Raw genomic sequence first — 16670 nt, 5'->3', positions numbered from 1 at the left:
GGCGGTGATCACCCGGCCCGCGGGGGCGGTCGTGCGGGGTCGTTCGACCGTGTCCGGGGCTGTCGTGCGGGGTCGTTCGACCGTGTCCGGGGCGGTCGTGCGGGGTCGTTCGACCGTGTCCGGGGCCGGTGTGCGGGGCCGTCCGGCCGTGGCCGGGGCGGTGTGCGGGGCCGTCCGGCCGTGGCCGGGGCGCCCGGCTGTTCACCGCGATGCCACCCGGGGTGCACCCGGCGGGTGGGTCCTGTCAGTGGCGCGTGGTGTCATGGAGGGGTGATCGACAGCATCGAAACCATCGAAGAGTTTCTCGCACAGCGCTCCTCCGACGTCGAAGAGGCGGTCCGCAAGGCGGCCGCCACCGAGATCCTGCCCCGCTGGCGCCGGCTCGCCACGCACGAGGTCGACCAGAAGAGCGGCCCGCACGACCTGGTGACCGACGCCGACCGCAAGGCCGAGCTGTATCTGACCGAGGCCCTGGCCGCCCTGCTGCCCGGCTCGGTCGTGGTCGGCGAGGAGGCGGTGCACGCCAGGCCCGCGACCTACGAGGCGATACGCGGCGACGCCCCGGTCTGGATCGTCGACCCGGTCGACGGGACCCGCCAGTTCGTGCGCGGCGAGGCCGGGTTCTGCACCCTGGTCGCGCTGGCCCACCGCGGCACACTGCTCGGCTCCTGGACGTACGCGCCCGCCCGCGACCGCTTCGCCACCGCCCTGCGGGGCAAGGGCGCCCACCTCGACGGGGAGCGGCTGTTCGCCGGAGTGCCGGAGCCCGGCCGGGACCTGCGCGTGGCCACCTCCCACCCCGACTACACCACGGACGAGCAGAAGGACGCCCTGCTCGGCCTGCGCACCGACGGCGTGGCACCGCGCCCGTGCGGCTCGGCGGGACTGGAGTACCTCGCCCTCGCCCGCGGCGAGTTGGACGCCGTGGCGTTCAGCTGGGAAGCGGCCTGGGACCACGCGGCCGGTCTGCTCCTGGTCGAGGAGGCGGGTGGTGCCCACCTGACGCTCACGGGCGAGCCGTTCCGCGTCGAGGGCGGCAACACCCTGCCCTTCACCGCCGCCCGCGACGCGGCCACGGCCCGCAGGGTGGTGGGCCTGCTGTCGGACGGGGCCTGACACCAAAGCGGTCGCTTCTCGCACCCGAGCGATCACACAGCGTGTGCGGGTGCGGGGTCCCGGGCGTCGCGAAGTGGCCTTCCGGGGCGGAAATCACCCGCGGCCGGTGACTGTCCGTCCCCGGGCATATCCTGATCCCCAGTGGCCGTCGGCTGACGAAGGGGTCCGAAGGTGCCGTCGATGCTCGATGCCGTCGTAGTGGGTGCGGGGCCGAACGGACTGACCGCTGCCGTGGAGCTGGCCCGCCGCGGTTTCTCCGTCGCTCTCTTCGAGGCCCGGAACACCGTGGGCGGCGGGGTTCGCACCGAGGAGCTCACCCTCCCCGGGTTCCGGCACGACCCGTGCTCCGCGGCCCACCCGCTCGGCATCAACTCACCGGCGTTCCGCGCCCTGCCGCTCGAGCGCTACGGCCTGGAGTGGCTGCACGCCGAGCTGCCCATGGCGCATCCCTTCCCGGACGGCTCGGCCGCCGTCCTGGCCCGGACGGTCGGCGAGACGGCCGCCTCCTTCGGCCCGCGCGACGCCGGTGCCTACCGCAGGCTCATCGCGCCCTTCCTGCCCAAGTGGGACACCCTCGCCCGGGACTTCATGTCGCTGCCGACGACCGCGCTGCCCCGCGACCCGGTGACTCTCGCCCGCTTCGGCCTGACGGGGCTGCCCCCGTCGACGCTGCTGATGCGCCGCTTCCGCGACGAGCCGGCCAAGGCCCTGTTCTCCGGGCTCGTCGCCCATGTCATGGCACCGCTCGGCGGCTTCGCCACCGGCGCGATCGGCCTGGTCTTCGCCCTCGCGGCGCACGCCCGCGGCTGGCCCCTCGCCCGCGGCGGCTCCCAGTCCCTCTCCGACGCCCTCGCGGCCTACCTGCGGGACCTCGGCGGCAGCGTCCACACCGACTACGAGGTCAAGCGCCTCGACGACCTGCCGCCGGCCCGGGCGTACGTCTTCGACACCTCACCCACCGCCCTGGCCCGCATCGCCGGCTTCGGCAACCACTACGGCGGATACCGCTACGGGCCGGGGGTCTTCAAGATCGACTACGCGCTGGACGGCCCCGTCCCCTGGACCGCGAAGGAGGCCCGCGTCGCCGGCACGGTGCAGGTCGGCGCGAGCAGCGCGGAGATCGGCGCGGCCCTGCGCGCGGCCTCCCGCGAGGGCCGGGCCCCCGACAAGCCGTTCCTGATCACGGTCCAGCCGAGCGTCGTCGACCCCAGCCGCGCCCCGGACGGCAAGCACGTCTTCTGGGCCTACGGGCACGTCCCGCACGGCTGGAGAGGCGACCTCACCGACACCGTCGAGCGGCAACTGGAGCGCTTCGCCCCGGGGTTCCGCGACCGTGTCCTGGCCCGGGCCACGGCGGGCCCGCCCGAACTCGCCGCCCGCAACGCCAATTACATCGGCGGGGACATCGCCTGCGGCGCGGCCTCCGGCCTCCAGCTCCTGCTGCGCCCGAGGCCCACGCTGTTCCCGTACCACACCCCGCACCCGGCGGTGTTCCTCTGCTCGTCGGCCACCCCGCCGGGCCCCGGGGTGCACGGCATGTCGGGACACAACGCGGCGAAGGCCGTCTGGAAGTGGCTGAGGCGGATATGACGGCCATCGAACTGGTCCGGGGCGACATCACCCGCGAGAGCGTCGACGTGATCGTCAACGCGGCCAACTCCTCCCTGCTGGGCGGGGGAGGGGTCGACGGAGCGATCCACCGCCGCGGCGGCCCGGCGATCCTGGAGGACTGCCGCAGGCTGCGTGCGGCGCACCTCGGCAAGGGCCTGCCCACCGGTCGGGCGGTCGCCACCACCGCGGGCGAACTGGACGCCCGCTGGGTCGTCCACACCGTCGGCCCGGTGTTCAGTCCGAGCGAGGACCGCTCCGCTCTGCTCGCCTCCTGCTACCGCGAGTCGCTCCGGGTGGCCGCTGAACTGGGCGCCCGTACCGTGGCGTTCCCCGCGATCTCCACCGGCGTCTACGGCTGGCCGATGGACGACGGCGCCCGCATCGCGGTCGAGACCGTGCGGGCGGCCGGGACCACGGTCGAGGAGGTCAGGTTCGTCCTCTTCGACGAGCGGGCGTACGAGGCGTTCGCCGCGCGGCTGCGCTGAGCCGCGGCAGGGGTTCAGACGGGCTCCGGCTCGAAGTGCTGCAGCAGGTCCCGGCCGGGCTGCACGACGCCGTAGGTGCTCTCCGGCACGGCGTTCCACACGCCCGGCAGGTCACCCAGCGGCTCCGACACGACCAGCCGGGTCTCGTCGGAGACATGGTTCAGGAACCCGAGGTCGGGGTGGAGGGCGCGCACGTCCTCCACCTTGCTGCTGTAGTACAGCGACCGCGACCGGCCCGCGCTGGAGTAGCGGAAGAACCACACCCGCTCCCCGTCGGTCACCGCGACGGTCATCTGCAGCGGCTGCGGCACCCCGTGTTCGCGGCCCAGCCGCTCGATCAGCCCCGTCATCCGGGCCACCGCACCCGGCGGATCGCCGTCCAGCCCGAAGGTGAGCGCCACGTGGAACATCACCTCGGAGTCCGTCGTGCCCTCCATCGAGGGGAACAGCCCCGGGTCGACGGCCAGCATGAGGTCCCGGCGCAGCTCGCGGAACCCGTCGATCGCCCCGTTGTGCATCCACATCCACCGCCCGTGGCGGAACGGATGACAGTTCGTCTGCTGCACCGCCGACCCGGTGGAGGCGCGCACATGGGCGAAGAACAACGGCGAGCGGACGTGGTCGGCGATCTCCCGCAGGTTGCGGTTGCTCCAGGCCGGGCCGGTGTCGCGGATGACCGCGGGGGTGCGCAGGTGCCACGCGTACCAGCCGACGCCGAAGCCGTCGCCGTTGGTGGTCTCCACGCCCATCCGCGCGTGCAGGCTCTGGTCGATCAGCGAGTGCTGCGGGCGGTAGAGGACGTCGTCGAGCAGCACCGGAGTGCCCGAGTAGGCGAGCCAGCGGCACATGGCCGTACCCCTGTTCCGAGCCGCCCGGGCCGGGCCCGCGGCTCCGTAGTGGTGTGCGTGGACCTCAGGGAATCCCGGGACACGCCCGGGGCGCATGGCCCGCGGCGGGTGACGGCGACGCGCCCCGCCGGGGGCCGGGACCAGGGCGTGACCCGGCCCCGCTCGCGGCCGGTCATCACTCCGCCGCCGCGTGCACACGGCCCGAGCGGACGGCGGCGCCCAGCGCCTCGAAGTCCCGCTCGTTGCGGTCGGCGTACTCCTGGGCGAACACGGTGAGGGCACGGTCGAAGCGGTCGCCGCCGCCCAGGTAGGCCGCGATGGCGACGGGGTCGCCGGAGCGGGCGTGGGCCCGTGCCAGGCTCGCCCCGCACAGCCGCCCGAACAGCCGCAGCAGGCCGGGATCCATGGTCTCCGGCTGGGCGATGCCCTTCCAGTCCCGCAGCTGCCGCACGTAGAAGTCCCGCTCCTGCCCGTCGAGGCCCACCGTGTGCGTCCAGCCCAGCAGGATGTCGCTGGTCGTCTGGATCAGACGCTGGCCGGCCACCACACGGCGCCCCTGGTTGTCGTAGTGGTCGCCGCCGCTGTGCGCTGCGAGCACCGACTCCTGCGCCTCCTTGGCCTGGAGCAGCAGCGGATCGTCGTCGTCCCGGCCGAGCAGCAGCACGATCCAGCAGCGGGTGCCGACACTGCCGACCCCGACCACCTTGCGGGCGATGTCCACCAGGCGGTAGCGGCGCAGCAGGTGCCGGCGCTCGGACGACAGCGTCCTGGCGTAGCCCTCGAGAACGGCCCGCAGCTCCTTCTCCCGGAAGTGCGCCGAGTCGTCCTCCACCAGGTCCCGCAGTGGGGTGATCAGTGGCGGGTCCGGTGTGATCCGCCGGCCCACGGCCGTGTTCCGGGTGAGCTTCTCGTAGGCCTGCATGTGGGTGCGGGTCCGGGCCTTCGCCGTGGCCTTCGCGGTGCGGCGCCGCGCCTCCCTGGACATCGACGCGGACATCAGCTCCCGCATGTGGTCGGCGTCGTCCTGGGCGTACCAGATGTCCAGGTTGCGCATCCCGGCGAAGTCGCGTATCCGCCGGCGGTAGGCCCGGACGCACGTCTCGACCGCGCTGTTCTGCTCGGCCGCCGAGAAGCCGTTGGCGCGGCCCGCGATGACGAAGCTCGCCGCGAGCCGCTTGACGTCCCACTCGAACGGCCCGGCCAGCGTCTCGTCGAAGTCGTTGATGTCGAAGACCAGATGGCGCTCGGGTGATGCCAGCAGCCGGAAGTTCAGCAGGTGGGCGTCCCCGCACAGTTGCACCCGCAGCCCGGTGTCCGTGCCGGATCCCAGGTCCGCCGCCATGATCGCCGCCGCGCCGCGGTAGAAGCGGAAGGGGGACTCCAGCATGCGTGCGTAGCGGATCGGCACCAACTCCGGTACGCGGGTCGCGGACTGGCGCTCCAGCACGTCGACCGGGTCGAACCGGTCCTGCCCCGCCTCGAACCCGGCGTGGGACGACCGCGGCACCCGCCGCCGCGCGCCCCGGCCGACGGCCGCCCGCTCGGACGGTGACATGAAGGTCGTGAAAGGGCTCGGTACGGTCATGGCTCAGTCCTTCCGCCGCGCGGGGAAGTCGTCCGAGGGCTTCCGCCCCTGCCGGCGCAGGCCCGCCTCCACGGCGCCGGCGAGGATCCGTGCCGCCACGCCCACCAGCATCAGGCCGCCCACCATCTGAATCATCGTCAGCACCCGTCCGGTCTGGGAACGGGCCGTGATGTCGCCGTATCCGACGGTGGTGAACGTGGTGAGCGTGAAGTACAGGGAGTCCGTCTTGGTCAGCGGCTCGCTGAACGAGCCCGGGGTGGTGCGCTCCACCAGGAAGTAGGTGCCCGCGAAGAGCAACAGGAAGAGCGCCAGCGTCACGGCCAGGGTTTCGATGGCCTTGAGCCGGGGGTGGGGCGAGGACACGATGGCCCGCACCTGCCACCAGAACACCACGACCACCAGCAGCAGACCGCAGGCCAGCAGCAACGAGTCGCGGGTCGTGCCGCGTCCGTCCAGAGGCATCACGTAATAGACCGTGACGAGCCCGGCCGCGACGAGCACCGCCCGTACGAGGGCCGAGACCGCCGCACGCCGTGGCCGGCGCGGCTGCGTTACTGGTTCGTCCATCGCGCGACTCTCGGTCTGGGGTCTGCCTCCGGCACCGGGGCGCACCACAAGGCCTGTCCCACCACCTCAGCGCGACACCGCCGCACAGGGATCACCCGCCACGGGTGAGGCGGCCCGGAGGGGCCGTGGGCAGGCTGGGATCGAGGGGGACGGCTCCCGCGCGCCGGGCTTTCCGGCCCCGTACCCCCGCCTCCGGTCGCCGACCGCGCCGGACGCAGCAGAATCGAGGCAGCAGGATGACCGCTACACACCCGACGCACGGAACGCCGAGGGCGAGGCACGGAACCGCCGCCGCGGGCTTGATGGTCTTCGCGGCCGTCATGCTCATGATTACCGGAGTCCTGGCGATCATGCGGGGCATCTCGGCCATCGCCGAAGACCAGGTCTTCGTCTCGACCCCCAACTACGTCTTCTCCTTCGACCTCACCGGCTGGGGCTGGATCCACCTCGCCCTCGGCGTGGTCGCCGTGCTCGTCAGCGTGGGACTGTTCCAGGCATCCACCTGGGCGCGCGTGCTCGGAGTGGGGATCGCCGCACTCGTCCTCATCGCCAACTTCCTCTCCCTGCCCTCCTACCCGGTCTGGTCCGTGGTGATGATCGCGTTGACCGGGTTCATCATCTGGGCCCTGTGCACCGTGAAGAAGAGCGACATCTGAGAGCCGGCCGGCCGTACCCGCCCGGAAGGGACGGACGCGGCCGCGCCCGCTCCCCGCGCTCAGGTCCGCGTGCGGACCAGCAGCAGGGCCACGTCGTCGTCCGGCTCGGGACTCAGCGCGCTGAGCAGACTGTCGCTCGCGCGCTGCAGACTGGGCCCCGCGTGCTGGAGCAGCCGGGTCAGCGTGCCGAGACCGGTGTCGATCGGCTCCCCGCGGTTCTCGACCAGACCGTCCGTGTACAGGGCGAGCAGGGATCCCGGGGCGAGATCCACCTCCACCGTGCCGAACTCCACGCCGCCGACCCCGAGCGGCACACCGCCCGGCACGTCCACGAGCGCCGCGCTGCCGTCCGCCCCGGCGAGCACCGGCGGCAGATGCCCGGCGCTGGACAGCTCGCAGGTGCCGCGCCCCAGGTCGCACACCGCGTACACGCACGTGGCGATCGCGTCCCCGAGCGAGCCTGCGATGTCGTCGAGGTGGCGCAGCAGCTCGGCGGGCGGCAGGTCCAGCCGGGCCAGCGCCCGTGTCGCCGTGCTCAGCTGCCCCATGATCGCCGCGGCCTGGACGCCCTTGCCCATGACGTCCCCGACGATCAGCCCGGTGCGTCCCGGGCCCAGCGGCAGGACGTCGTACCAGTCGCCGCCGACCTCGCTGAGGGCCGGGCGGTAGCGGGCGGCGATGTCCAGGCCCTCCCGCTCGGCGGGCGTGCTCGGGAGCAGGCTGCGCTGCAGGGTCAGGGCGGTGCCGCGTTCGCGGCCGTAGAGGCGCGCGTTGTCGATGCAGATCGCGGCGCGCGCGGCGAGTTCCGAGGCGAGCACCTGGTCCCGGTCGTCGAAGGGGCGCTCGTTGACCGTGCGGTACAGCGAGAGCGTGCCGAGCACCTTGCCCCGGGCCATCAGCGGCAGCGCCAGGTAGGAGTGGGCCCCGGCCTCGTGCAGGGCCTGGGCGGCGCGTGCGTCCCGGGCGAGGCGCCGCAGCATCCGGCTGTCCACCCGCTCGACCAGGACCGGACGGGCGCTGCGCACGCACTGCGTGACGACCCGCGACGAGCCGTACGTGGCGACCTCGCCCACCGGGTCGGCGGCGTGAATGGCGTCGGTGGGGTAGCCGGACGCCACGGCCAGCGCCCGGAACTCGGCCGGGGAGCCGCCCGACACGGGCGTGATGGTGCCCCGGGACACGACCGACTCCAGGACGTCCACGGCGGCCAGGTCGGCCAGATGCGGCACGACCACGCCGGCCAGCTCCCGGGCGGTCTGCTGGAGGTCCAGCGTCGTGCCGATCTTCACCCCCGCGTCGGCGATCACCGACAGGTGCTGGCGTGCCTGCGCGACCTCGGCCGCCGCCTGCTGGCGCTCGGTGACGTCCAGCACGGCCATCGCGAGCCCGAGGACCCGGCCGTCGGTGTCCTCGATGCGGTGGTACGACTCCGAGTAGGCGCGGTCCTGGGTGTCCGCCGCCGTACGCCCGACGGTCTGCTGGTCGAGCAGGGGTCTGCCGGTCTCCAGGACGTGCCGCATCCGGCCCTCGATGGCCGCCACGTCCAGGTCCGGCAGCACCTCCCCGACCCGGCGTCCCAGCACGGCCTCCTCGGGCAGGCCGTTGATCCGCTCCAACGCGGGGTTGACGCCGACCCAGCGCAGGTCGTTGTCGAAGACGGCGATACCGAGCGGGGTCTGGTTGACGAGGCTGTGGGAGAGGGCGAGGTCGCGCTCCACCTGCCGTACGGTCGTCGCGTCCGTGGCCAGTCCCAGCAGGTGCGGCTGCCCCTCGGGGTCCAGGAGGCGCATCGTACGGAACTCCACGGCCCGCTCCGTGCCGTCCCGGTGCCGCAGCGGGAAGACACCGGCCCACCGGGCGCCCGTGCTGACCTGGGCGAACAGCTCCCGGCCCCGGGAGCGGTTCTCGGGTGAGACGAGGAGGGTGTCGGCCCGCTGCCGCAGGGCCTCCTCGGCGGTCCAGCCGAGCAGCTGCTCGATCTCGGGGCTCCACAGCGCGATGTGCCCGCCCGCGTCGAGGACCACGGCCGCGACCTTCAGCAGGTCCAGCAGCCCGCCGGGCGCGGCCGTGACGGCGTCGCGGTCCGAGGTCGCGTAGCCGTTCATGCGGGCCGCTCCTTCCGGCGCGGCAAGGGTACCGCCATGATCTGTTGTGCGCTGTCCGATGAGGTCACATTACGGTCGGAGCAGCGGCACTGTCGCGTCGAAATGACAAAAAGCGCGGGTCGGCATCCGCAGAGGGAGGGAGCGGCATCGTGAAGGGCTGGACGCTGCGGGAGAGCCTGCTCACGGGGTCGGGGACAGTGCGCTGGGACCGGTGGGGCGATCCCGGCGGGGAGCCGGTCGTGCTGCTGCACGGGACGCCTTTCTCGTCGTACGTGTGGCACGAGATCGCACCCGCCCTCGCCGCCGTCGGGCACCACGTCCACGTCTGGGACATGGCGGGCTACGGCGCCTCCGGCATGCACGTGGGCCAGGACGTCTCACTGGCCGCCCAGGGCCGGATCCTCACCGAGCTGCTGGCGCACTGGGGACTGCGGGAGCCGTCCGTGGTCGCGCACGACTTCGGCGGCTGCGTGGCGCTGCGCGCCCACCTGCTGCACGGGGCCCGCTACCGGAAGCTCGCCCTGGTCGACCCGGTGGCCCTGAAGCCCTGGGGTTCGCCGTTCTTCCGCCTGGTCGGGGAGCACAGCCGGGTGTTCGAGCAGCTCCCGCCGGCGCTGCACGCGGCCCTGGTGCGCGAGTACGTCTCCTCCGCCAGCCACGTCGGCCTGCGCCCCGCCACGCTCGACGCGCTGGTGCGGCCCTGGACGGGGGAGGAGGGGCAGGCGGCGTTCTACCGGCAGATCGCGCAGGCCGACCAGCGCTACACCGACGAGATCCAGCCGCTGTACCCCTCGATCGACCTGCCCGTCACGGTGTGCTGGGGCACCGAGGACACCTGGATCCCCTTCGCCCAGGGGGAGGAGCTCGCGGGCCTGATCCCGGGTGCGCGGCTGGTGCCCGTCCCGGACGCGGGTCATCTCGTCCCGCTGGACGCCCCCGCCCGTCTGACGAGCGAACTGCTCGCCTTCCTCTCGGCCTGAACCATCAGGACCGCACAAAGTCCGACGCGGTCATTGCTTCGATTGTGTGCGGGTCCTAGGGTGTGCCTGCTCAGCAGTTGCTCCCTCACCGTCAGTTGTCACGCGACTCCACAGAAACACCCATCCTGGGTGCGTAGTTGACGTGCGTATCTGACGTGCCCTCAGTCCGTGCAGCACCGCACCTGTCGAACCGAGGAAGGCCACGTTCATGCCGCACCCCCCGCACCCGTCCCCCGCCGACCGGCCCGTCGTCAGCCGCCGCCGTCTGCTGGAAGGGGGCGCCGCCGTGCTCGGCGCGTTCGCCCTCTCGGCGTCGCCCACCGCGTCGCACGCGGCCGGCCGGCGCCCGGCGGCCGACGGCCCCCCGGAGTGGAACGACGGCCTGAGCGTGTACCGGGTGGGGACCGAGCCGCCGCACACCACCCTCATGCCCTACGCGGACCTCGGACAGGCCCTGAAGGGCGACCGCGAGCGCTCCCCCTACCGGCTGAGCCTCGACGGCACCTGGAAGTTCGCCTACGCGGACCGCCCCGACGACCGGGACGAGGACTTCCACCGCACCGACGTCGACGACTCCGGCTGGGACAGCATCCCCGTGCCCTCGGCCTGGCAGCTGCACGGCTACGACTTCCCGGTCTACGTCAACATCACCTACCCCTGGTGGGGACCCAACGGCGGCGGCGAGGACGCCCAGCCGCCCGCCGCCCCGACCCGCTACAACCCCGTCGGCCAGTACCGCCGCACGTTCACCCTGCCCCGCGACTGGCAGGGCCGGCGCACCTTCCTGCACTTCGAGGGCGTCAAGTCCGCCCACTACGTGTGGATCAACGGCGAGCTGGCCGGCTACCACGAGGACTCCTACACCTCCGCCGAGTACGACATCACCCCGTACCTCGAGCCGGGCACCAACCAGATCGCCGTCGAGGTGTACCGCTACTCCGACGCGGACTGGCTGGAGGACCAGGACATGATCCGGCTGAGCGGCATCTTCCGCTCGGTCCACCTGTTCTCCACGCCCGGCGTGCACCTGCGCGACTTCCGCCTGGACACCCCGCTGGGCGACGACTACACCTCCGCCGAGCTCAAGGTCACCGCACACGTCCGCGACTACGGCGGCGAGGGCGCGGGCCGCTACACCGTCGAGACCCAGCTCTACGACGCACGCGGCCACGCCGTCTGGTCCCGCCCCCTGAACGGCTCCGTCGAGGTGCCCGGCGGCGAGGAGGCGACCACCGAGGCGTCCAGGGCCGTCCCCTCGCCCAGGCTGTGGTCGGCCGAGCACCCGAACCTCTACACCGCCGTGCTCCGCCTGCGCGACCCGTCCGGCAAGGTGGTCGAGACCCTCTCGCACCGGGTCGGCTTCCGCGAGTTCGAGCTCAAGGACGGCCTGATGCGCATCAACGGCAGACCGGTCTCCTTCCGCGGCACCAACCGGCACGAGATGCACCCCGACACCGGCTCGGCGCTCACCCGCGCGCAGATGGTCGAGGACATCCGGATCATCAAGCGCCTCAACATCAACAGCGTCCGCACCTCGCACTACCCCAACAACCCCCTGTGGCTCGAACTCGCCGACGAGTACGGCCTGTACCTCGTCGACGAGACCAACCTGGAGACCCACGGCATCCGCGACAGGTTCCCCGGCAGCGGCCACCCCGAGTGGACCGAGGCCTGCGTGGCCCGCGCCCGGAACATGGTGCACCGCGACAAGAACCACGCCTCGGTGGTCATCTGGTCGCTCGGCAACGAGGCCGGCGGCGGCACGACCTTCAACGCCATGCACGACTGGATCCGCTCCTACGACCCCAGCCGCGTCATCCAGTACGAGGGCGACGACCGCCCGGGCATCAGCGACATCCGCTCCGAGATGTACGACAGTCCGCAGCGGGTCGAGCAGCGCGCCAAGGACACGAGCGACACCCGGCCCTACGTGATGATCGAGTACTCCCACGCGATGGGGAACTCCAGCGGCAACCTCAAGAAGTACTGGGACATCGTCCGCCGTCACGACGTCCTCCAGGGGGGCTGGATCTGGGACTTCGTCGACCAGGCGCTGCGCTGGCCCACCCCCTCGCGCAAGCTGCTGACCGAGTCCGGTCCGGGCACGCTGCGCGGCGAGGTCATCGCGCCCGCCGGCACCTTCGACCGGGCCGAGGGCGTCTCGGGCGGCACCGTATTCCCGCGCGACACCGGCCTCGACCTCACCGGCTCCCTCACCCTGGAGGCCTGGGTCACCCCGCACGTCACCGGCGGCCATCAGCCCGTCATCGCCAAGGGCGACACCCAGTACGCCCTCAAGCAGACCGACAGGACCCTGGAGTTCTTCATCCACGGCGGCGGCCAGTGGGTCACCGCGAGCTGGGCGCTGCCCGACGGCTGGACCGGCAAGGAGCACCACGTCGCCGGTGTCTTCGACGCGGACGCCGGCACGCTCACCCTGTACGTCGACGGCCAGGTGCGCGGCACCCGGACCACCACCCGGCGCCCCGCGAACAACACCGCGTCCCTCTCGCTCGCCACCGACGTCGACAACCCGACCCGGGAGTTCAGCGGCACCGTCCGCCGGGCCCGCGTGTACGCCCGGGCGCTGAGCGCCGCCGAACTGGCCTCGGCCACCCGGGGGCCCGACGACGAGGGCGTGCGCTTCTGGTTCGACGCCGCGACCGCCGGCCTCACCGAGAAGCGCCCGCGCGACAGGACGTTCCACGCCTACGGCGGCGACTGGGGCGACAACCCCAACGACGGCGCCTTCGCCGCCGACGGCCTCCTCCTGCCCGACCGCACCCTCACCGGCAAGTCCGCCGAGGTCAAGCAGATCTACCAGGCGATCAACGCCACGTCGGCCTCCGGCGCCCCCGGCGCCGTCACCCTCACCAACGAATACCTGTTCACCAACCTCCGGGAGTTCGAGGGCCGTTGGTCCCTTGTCGCCGACGGCGCGGTCGTCCAGCGCGGCCGGCTGACCCGCGACCAGCTGAACGTGCCCCCGCTGAGCAGCAAGAACATCAAGGTGCCGGTGCGGCTCCCGGCCCGGCCCGGGCCCGGCGCGGAGTACTTCCTCCAGCTCTCCTTCACCACCAGGGAAGCCACCCCGTGGGCGAAGGCCGGCTTCGAGGTGGCCAAGCAGCAACTCGCCCTCGACGCGGGCGCTCCGGCCGTCAAGCCCGCCCCGCTGCGGAGCGTGCCCGCGCTGAGCCACACCGACGGGGACAAGACCGTCACCGTGAAGGGCAAGGGCTTCGCCGTCACCGTCGACAAGGGCACCGGGACCATCACCTCCTACGAGGCGGGCGGCACCCGTCTGCTCACCTCCGGGCCCGTCCCGAACTTCTGGCGGGCCCCCACCGACAACGACCGCGGCAACGGCCAGCACACCCGCAACCAGATCTGGCGCGACGCCGGAGCGCGCCGGAAGATCTCCGACGTGCGGGTGCGGCCCTTGGACGACCGTGCCGTCGAGGTCACCGTCACCGGCACGCTGCCCACCGGCACGGAGTCCGCGTACAGCACGACGTACACGGTCTTCGGCAACGGCGAGATCAAGGTCGACAACACCCTGCACCCGGGCGCGGCGAACCTGCCGTACATCCCGGAGGTCGGCACCCTGCTGTTCCTGCCGCGGGGCCTGGACCGGCTGCACTACTACGGCCGGGGTCCCGAGGAGAACATGTGGGACCGCCACGACGCCACCGACGTCGGCCTGTACTCCGGCACCGTCTCCGGGCAGTGGACCCCCTACGTGCGCCCCCAGGAAAACGGCAACAAGACCGACGTCCGCTGGGCCGCGCTGACCGACGGCCGGGGACGCGGCCTGCTCGTGAGCGGTGAGCCGCTGGTGGAGGTCAACGCCTCGCACTTCACCCCCGAGGACCTCTCGGTCGGGGCCCGCCACGACTACCAGCTCACCCCCCGGGACGCGGTGGTGCTGCGGATCAACCACCGCCAGATGGGCGTGGGCGGCGACAACAGCTGGGGCGCGCACACGCACGACGAGTTCAAGCTGCTCGCCGACCGCGACTACGCGTACACCTACCGGCTGCGTCCGCTGACGCGCGTGAGCGAGGCGATGGAGGCCTCGCGCCGGCCGACCGCCACCGACTAGCACCGGCGGTGGGACAGCGGCGCCGCCTCAGCCGGCGGCGTCGCTGATGCCGAGCCGCAGATGCTCCACGTGGTACACGGCCTGGTCGAGGAGCTCCGCGACATGGTGGTCGTGCAGCGCGTAGACCACCGAGCGGCCCCGCCGCTCACCGACGACCAGGCCCAGATTGCGCAGCAGCCGCAGCTGGTGCGAACAGGCCGACTGCTCCATGCCCACCTCGGCGGCCAACTCGGTGGCCGGCAGCGGCCCTTCGCGCAGCCGCGCCAGGATCATCAGCCGGGAGGGCGTGGACAGGGCCTGGAGGGTGGTGGCGACCTTCGCGACGTTGTCCGCGTCCAGGCGTACGCGCTCGGCGGTCTCCTGCGCGGGGGTGACGGCTCCATGACCCATGACGCCATCGTACCGGCCCCGCACGAACACATGAATGAATCTTCATCTGTCGGCGTCGGGTCTTCCTCTGCCGGCGTCGGGACGGTTGCGCGCCGCCACGTCCATGTCGGATTCTCGCCAGCCCCCGACCCGTCCGGTGCCGGATGCTGGACGCATGCAGATGGGGATGCACACCGACACCGAGCGCTGCGTGCGCGCCGTCCGGTCGAAGGACGCGCGGTTCGACGGCTGGTTCTTCACGGCCGTCCTGACCACCGGCATCTACTGCCGTCCCAGTTGCCCGGTGGTGCCGCCCAAGCCGGAGAACATGGTCTTCCACCCCAGCGCGGCGGCCTGTCAGCAGGCCGGGTTCCGGGCCTGCAAGCGCTGCCGGCCCGACACCAGCCCCGGCTCCCCGGAGTGGAACCGGCGCGCCGACCTCGTCGCCCGCGCCATGCGGCTGATCGCCGACGGAGTCGTGGACCGCGAGGGCGTGTCCGGCCTGGCCGGCCGCCTCGGCTACAGCACCCGGCAGGTCGAACGCCAGCTCCTCGCCGAGCTCGGCGCGGGCCCCCTCGCCCTCGCCCGCGCCCAGCGCGCCCAGACGGCCCGGCTGCTCATCGAGACGACGGCGCTGCCCATGGCGCAGATCGCCTTCGCCGCTGGCTTCGCCTCCATCCGCACCTTCAACGACACGGTCCGCGAGGTCTTCGCCCTCCCGCCGAGCGAGCTGCGCGCCCGCGCCCCGAAGCGGCAGGGCACGAGCACCCCCGGCGCCCTGTCCCTGCGGCTGCCGTTCCGCGCCCCGCTCAACCCCGACAACCTCTTCGGCCACCTCGCCGCGACGGCCGTACCCGGCGTGGAGGAGTGGCGCGACGGCTCCTACCGCCGCACCCTTCGCCTGCCCTACGGCCACGGCATCGTGGCCCTCACCCCGAACCCCGACCACATCGCCTGCCGTCTCACCCTCAGCGACCTGCGCGATCTGACCGTCGCCATCAGCCGCTGCCGCCGCCTGCTCGACCTGGACGCCGATCCCGTCGCGATCGACGACCAGCTGCGCGCCGACCCGGTCCTCGCACCCCTGGTCGACAAGGCGCCCGGACGGCGCGTGCCCCGCACGGTCGACGAGGCCGAGTTCGCCGTCCGGGCCGTGCTCGGGCAGCAGGTCTCCACCGCCGCCGCCCGCACCCACGCCGCCCGCCTGGTCACCGCGCACGGCGAACCCGTCGAGGACCCCGAGGGCGGCCTCACCCACCTCTTCCCGGCCCCCGAGGCCCTCGCCGCGCTCGACCCCGAGACGCTGGCGATGCCCCGCACCCGCCGCACGACCTTCACCACCCTGGTCCGCCGGCTCGCCGACGGCGACCTCCGCCTCGGCGTCGAGAGCGACTGGCCCCGCACCCGCGCCGAACTCCTCGCCCTGCCCGGGTTCGGGCCCTGGACGGTGGACGTCATCGCCATGCGCGCCCTCGGCGACCCCGACGCCTTCCTCCCCACCGACCTTGGCATCCGCCGCGCCGCCCGGGACCTGGGCCTGCCGTCCACCCCGGCCGCCCTCACCGCCCGCGCGGCGGCCTGGCGCCCCTGGCGGGCCTATGCGGTCCAGTACCTCTGGGCGACCGACAGCCACCCGATCAACTTCCTTCCGGTATAGGGACGTTCCGATGAAGCAGCACACCGTGACCGACAGCCCCTACGGGCCCCTCACCCTCGTCGCCGAGGACGGCGTCCTGTGCGGCCTCTACATGACCGACCAGCGCCACCGCCCGCAACAGGAGACCTTCGGCACCCGCGACGACACCCTCTTCGCGGAGGCGGAGGAGCAGCTGAAGGCCTACTTCGCGGGCGAGCTCCAGGAGTTCACCGTCCCCCTGCGCCTGAACGGCACCCCGTTCCAGCGCAGGGTCTGGGACGAGCTGCGCCGCATCCCCTACGGCCGCACCCGCACCTACGGCCAACTCGCCGACGCCCTCGGCACGCCCACCGCCTCCCGCGCGGTCGGCCTCGCCAACGGCCGCAACCCCATCGGCATCATCGTCCCCTGCCACCGCGTCATCGGCGCGAACGGCAGCCTGACCGGTTACGGCGGCGGCCTGGAACGCAAGCAGCGCCTGCTGGACTTCGAGCGGGGGGCGGCGCTGTTCTAGCTGTACTGCCCAGGGACGTTGGTCAACCTGGTGACGGGTGGTTTGCCGCCGGTCGCGGTGTGGGGGCGGTGGTGATTGTAGTGATGGAGCCAGGCT

13 protein-coding genes are annotated in these 16670 nt (G+C 72.8%); 8 read left to right on the top strand and 5 right to left on the bottom strand.

Going from position 1 to position 16670, the window contains the following annotated elements; translation table 11 throughout:
* The first annotated feature begins 270 nt into the window (after positions 1-270).
* The 3 genes from ACFV20_RS06825 to ACFV20_RS06815 all read left to right on the top strand — a co-directional run bounded on the left by ACFV20_RS06825 (position 271) and on the right by ACFV20_RS06815 (position 3212).
* Positions 271-1116, top strand: a complete 846-nt coding sequence (locus ACFV20_RS06825) for an inositol monophosphatase family protein (protein WP_385653231.1) — start codon at positions 271-273, stop codon at positions 1114-1116.
* Positions 1117-1287: 171 nt separating this feature from the next.
* The gene (locus ACFV20_RS06820) at positions 1288-2706 is read left to right on the top strand and encodes a phytoene desaturase family protein (protein WP_385653229.1); all 1419 of its coding nucleotides are present in this window, start codon (positions 1288-1290) and stop codon (positions 2704-2706) included.
* The gene (locus ACFV20_RS06815; RefSeq protein ID WP_385653227.1) at positions 2703-3212 is read left to right on the top strand and encodes an O-acetyl-ADP-ribose deacetylase; all 510 of its coding nucleotides are present in this window, start codon (positions 2703-2705) and stop codon (positions 3210-3212) included. The genes ACFV20_RS06820 and ACFV20_RS06815 overlap by 4 nt, the downstream gene beginning before the upstream one ends.
* A gap of 14 nt (positions 3213-3226) precedes the next feature.
* Here ACFV20_RS06815 and ACFV20_RS06810 read toward each other — a convergent pair whose 3' ends face one another.
* The 3 genes from ACFV20_RS06810 to ACFV20_RS06800 all read right to left on the bottom strand — a co-directional run bounded on the left by ACFV20_RS06810 (position 3227) and on the right by ACFV20_RS06800 (position 6212).
* The gene (locus ACFV20_RS06810) at positions 3227-4060 is read right to left on the bottom strand and encodes a class II glutamine amidotransferase (RefSeq protein ID WP_385653224.1); all 834 of its coding nucleotides are present in this window, start codon (positions 4058-4060) and stop codon (positions 3227-3229) included.
* 175 nt (positions 4061-4235) lie between these two features.
* Positions 4236-5645, bottom strand: coding sequence for a DUF2252 domain-containing protein (locus ACFV20_RS06805; RefSeq protein ID WP_385653222.1), 1410 nt, complete (start codon positions 5643-5645; stop codon positions 4236-4238).
* A gap of 3 nt (positions 5646-5648) precedes the next feature.
* On the bottom strand, positions 5649-6212 hold the full coding sequence (locus ACFV20_RS06800; protein ID WP_385653220.1) for a potassium channel family protein: 564 nt from the start codon (positions 6210-6212) through the stop codon (positions 5649-5651).
* A gap of 236 nt (positions 6213-6448) precedes the next feature.
* Between ACFV20_RS06800 and ACFV20_RS06795 the strand changes: the two genes are divergently transcribed.
* On the top strand, positions 6449-6868 hold the full coding sequence (locus ACFV20_RS06795) for a hypothetical protein (protein WP_385653217.1): 420 nt from the start codon (positions 6449-6451) through the stop codon (positions 6866-6868).
* Positions 6869-6927: 59 nt separating this feature from the next.
* Here ACFV20_RS06795 and ACFV20_RS06790 read toward each other — a convergent pair whose 3' ends face one another.
* Positions 6928-8973 (bottom strand): SpoIIE family protein phosphatase, encoded by a 2046-nt coding sequence (locus ACFV20_RS06790; protein WP_385653214.1) that lies wholly within the window; start codon positions 8971-8973, stop codon positions 6928-6930.
* Positions 8974-9122: 149 nt separating this feature from the next.
* Here ACFV20_RS06790 and ACFV20_RS06785 point away from each other — a divergent pair, with 149 nt between their 5' ends.
* Together ACFV20_RS06785 and ACFV20_RS06780 are read left to right on the top strand one after the other, a co-directional pair.
* Complete coding sequence (locus tag ACFV20_RS06785; protein ID WP_385653211.1) at positions 9123-9953, top strand: alpha/beta fold hydrolase; 831 nt, start codon at positions 9123-9125, stop codon at positions 9951-9953.
* A 208-nt stretch (positions 9954-10161) separates the two neighbouring features.
* A complete protein-coding gene (locus ACFV20_RS06780) occupies positions 10162-14055 on the top strand; it encodes a glycoside hydrolase family 2 TIM barrel-domain containing protein (RefSeq protein WP_385653210.1) in 3894 nt (1297 codons plus the stop codon).
* Positions 14056-14082: 27 nt separating this feature from the next.
* Here ACFV20_RS06780 and ACFV20_RS06775 read toward each other — a convergent pair whose 3' ends face one another.
* Complete coding sequence (locus tag ACFV20_RS06775) at positions 14083-14445, bottom strand: ArsR/SmtB family transcription factor (RefSeq protein WP_385653208.1); 363 nt, start codon at positions 14443-14445, stop codon at positions 14083-14085.
* Between the two features lie 166 nt (positions 14446-14611).
* Between ACFV20_RS06775 and ACFV20_RS06770 the strand changes: the two genes are divergently transcribed.
* Positions 14612-16081 carry an AlkA N-terminal domain-containing protein gene (locus ACFV20_RS06770; RefSeq protein ID WP_385653738.1) on the top strand — a complete coding sequence of 490 codons (1470 nt, stop codon included), beginning with the start codon at positions 14612-14614 and terminating at the stop codon, positions 16079-16081.
* Positions 16082-16091: 10 nt separating this feature from the next.
* A complete protein-coding gene (locus ACFV20_RS06765) occupies positions 16092-16574 on the top strand; it encodes a methylated-DNA--[protein]-cysteine S-methyltransferase (RefSeq protein WP_385653206.1) in 483 nt (160 codons plus the stop codon).
* Positions 16575-16670: the final 96 nt, after the last annotated feature.

Source organism: Streptomyces sp. NPDC059696 (assembly GCF_042733745.1).
Taxonomy (GTDB): domain Bacteria; phylum Actinomycetota; class Actinomycetes; order Streptomycetales; family Streptomycetaceae; genus Streptomyces.
This window is presented reverse-complemented; position numbering and strand designations above follow the sequence as displayed.

Bases quoted from the DNA above. Each gene is read 5' to 3' on its own strand.
- ACFV20_RS06815 (WP_385653227.1), top strand. From the start codon at position 2,703: ATGACGGCCATCGAACTGGTCCGGGGCGACATCACCCGCGAGAGCGTC.
- ACFV20_RS06810 (WP_385653224.1), bottom strand. From the start codon at position 4,060: ATGTGCCGCTGGCTCGCCTACTCGGGCACTCCGGTGCTGCTCGACGAC.
- ACFV20_RS06805 (WP_385653222.1), bottom strand. From the start codon at position 5,645: ATGACCGTACCGAGCCCTTTCACGACCTTCATGTCACCGTCCGAGCGG.
- ACFV20_RS06800 (WP_385653220.1), bottom strand. From the start codon at position 6,212: ATGGACGAACCAGTAACGCAGCCGCGCCGGCCACGGCGTGCGGCGGTC.
- ACFV20_RS06795 (WP_385653217.1), top strand. From the start codon at position 6,449: ATGACCGCTACACACCCGACGCACGGAACGCCGAGGGCGAGGCACGGA.
- ACFV20_RS06790 (WP_385653214.1), bottom strand. From the start codon at position 8,973: ATGAACGGCTACGCGACCTCGGACCGCGACGCCGTCACGGCCGCGCCC.
- ACFV20_RS06780 (WP_385653210.1), top strand. From the start codon at position 10,162: ATGCCGCACCCCCCGCACCCGTCCCCCGCCGACCGGCCCGTCGTCAGC.
- ACFV20_RS06775 (WP_385653208.1), bottom strand. From the start codon at position 14,445: ATGGGTCATGGAGCCGTCACCCCCGCGCAGGAGACCGCCGAGCGCGTA.
- ACFV20_RS06770 (WP_385653738.1), top strand. From the start codon at position 14,612: ATGCACACCGACACCGAGCGCTGCGTGCGCGCCGTCCGGTCGAAGGAC.
- ACFV20_RS06765 (WP_385653206.1), top strand. From the start codon at position 16,092: ATGAAGCAGCACACCGTGACCGACAGCCCCTACGGGCCCCTCACCCTC.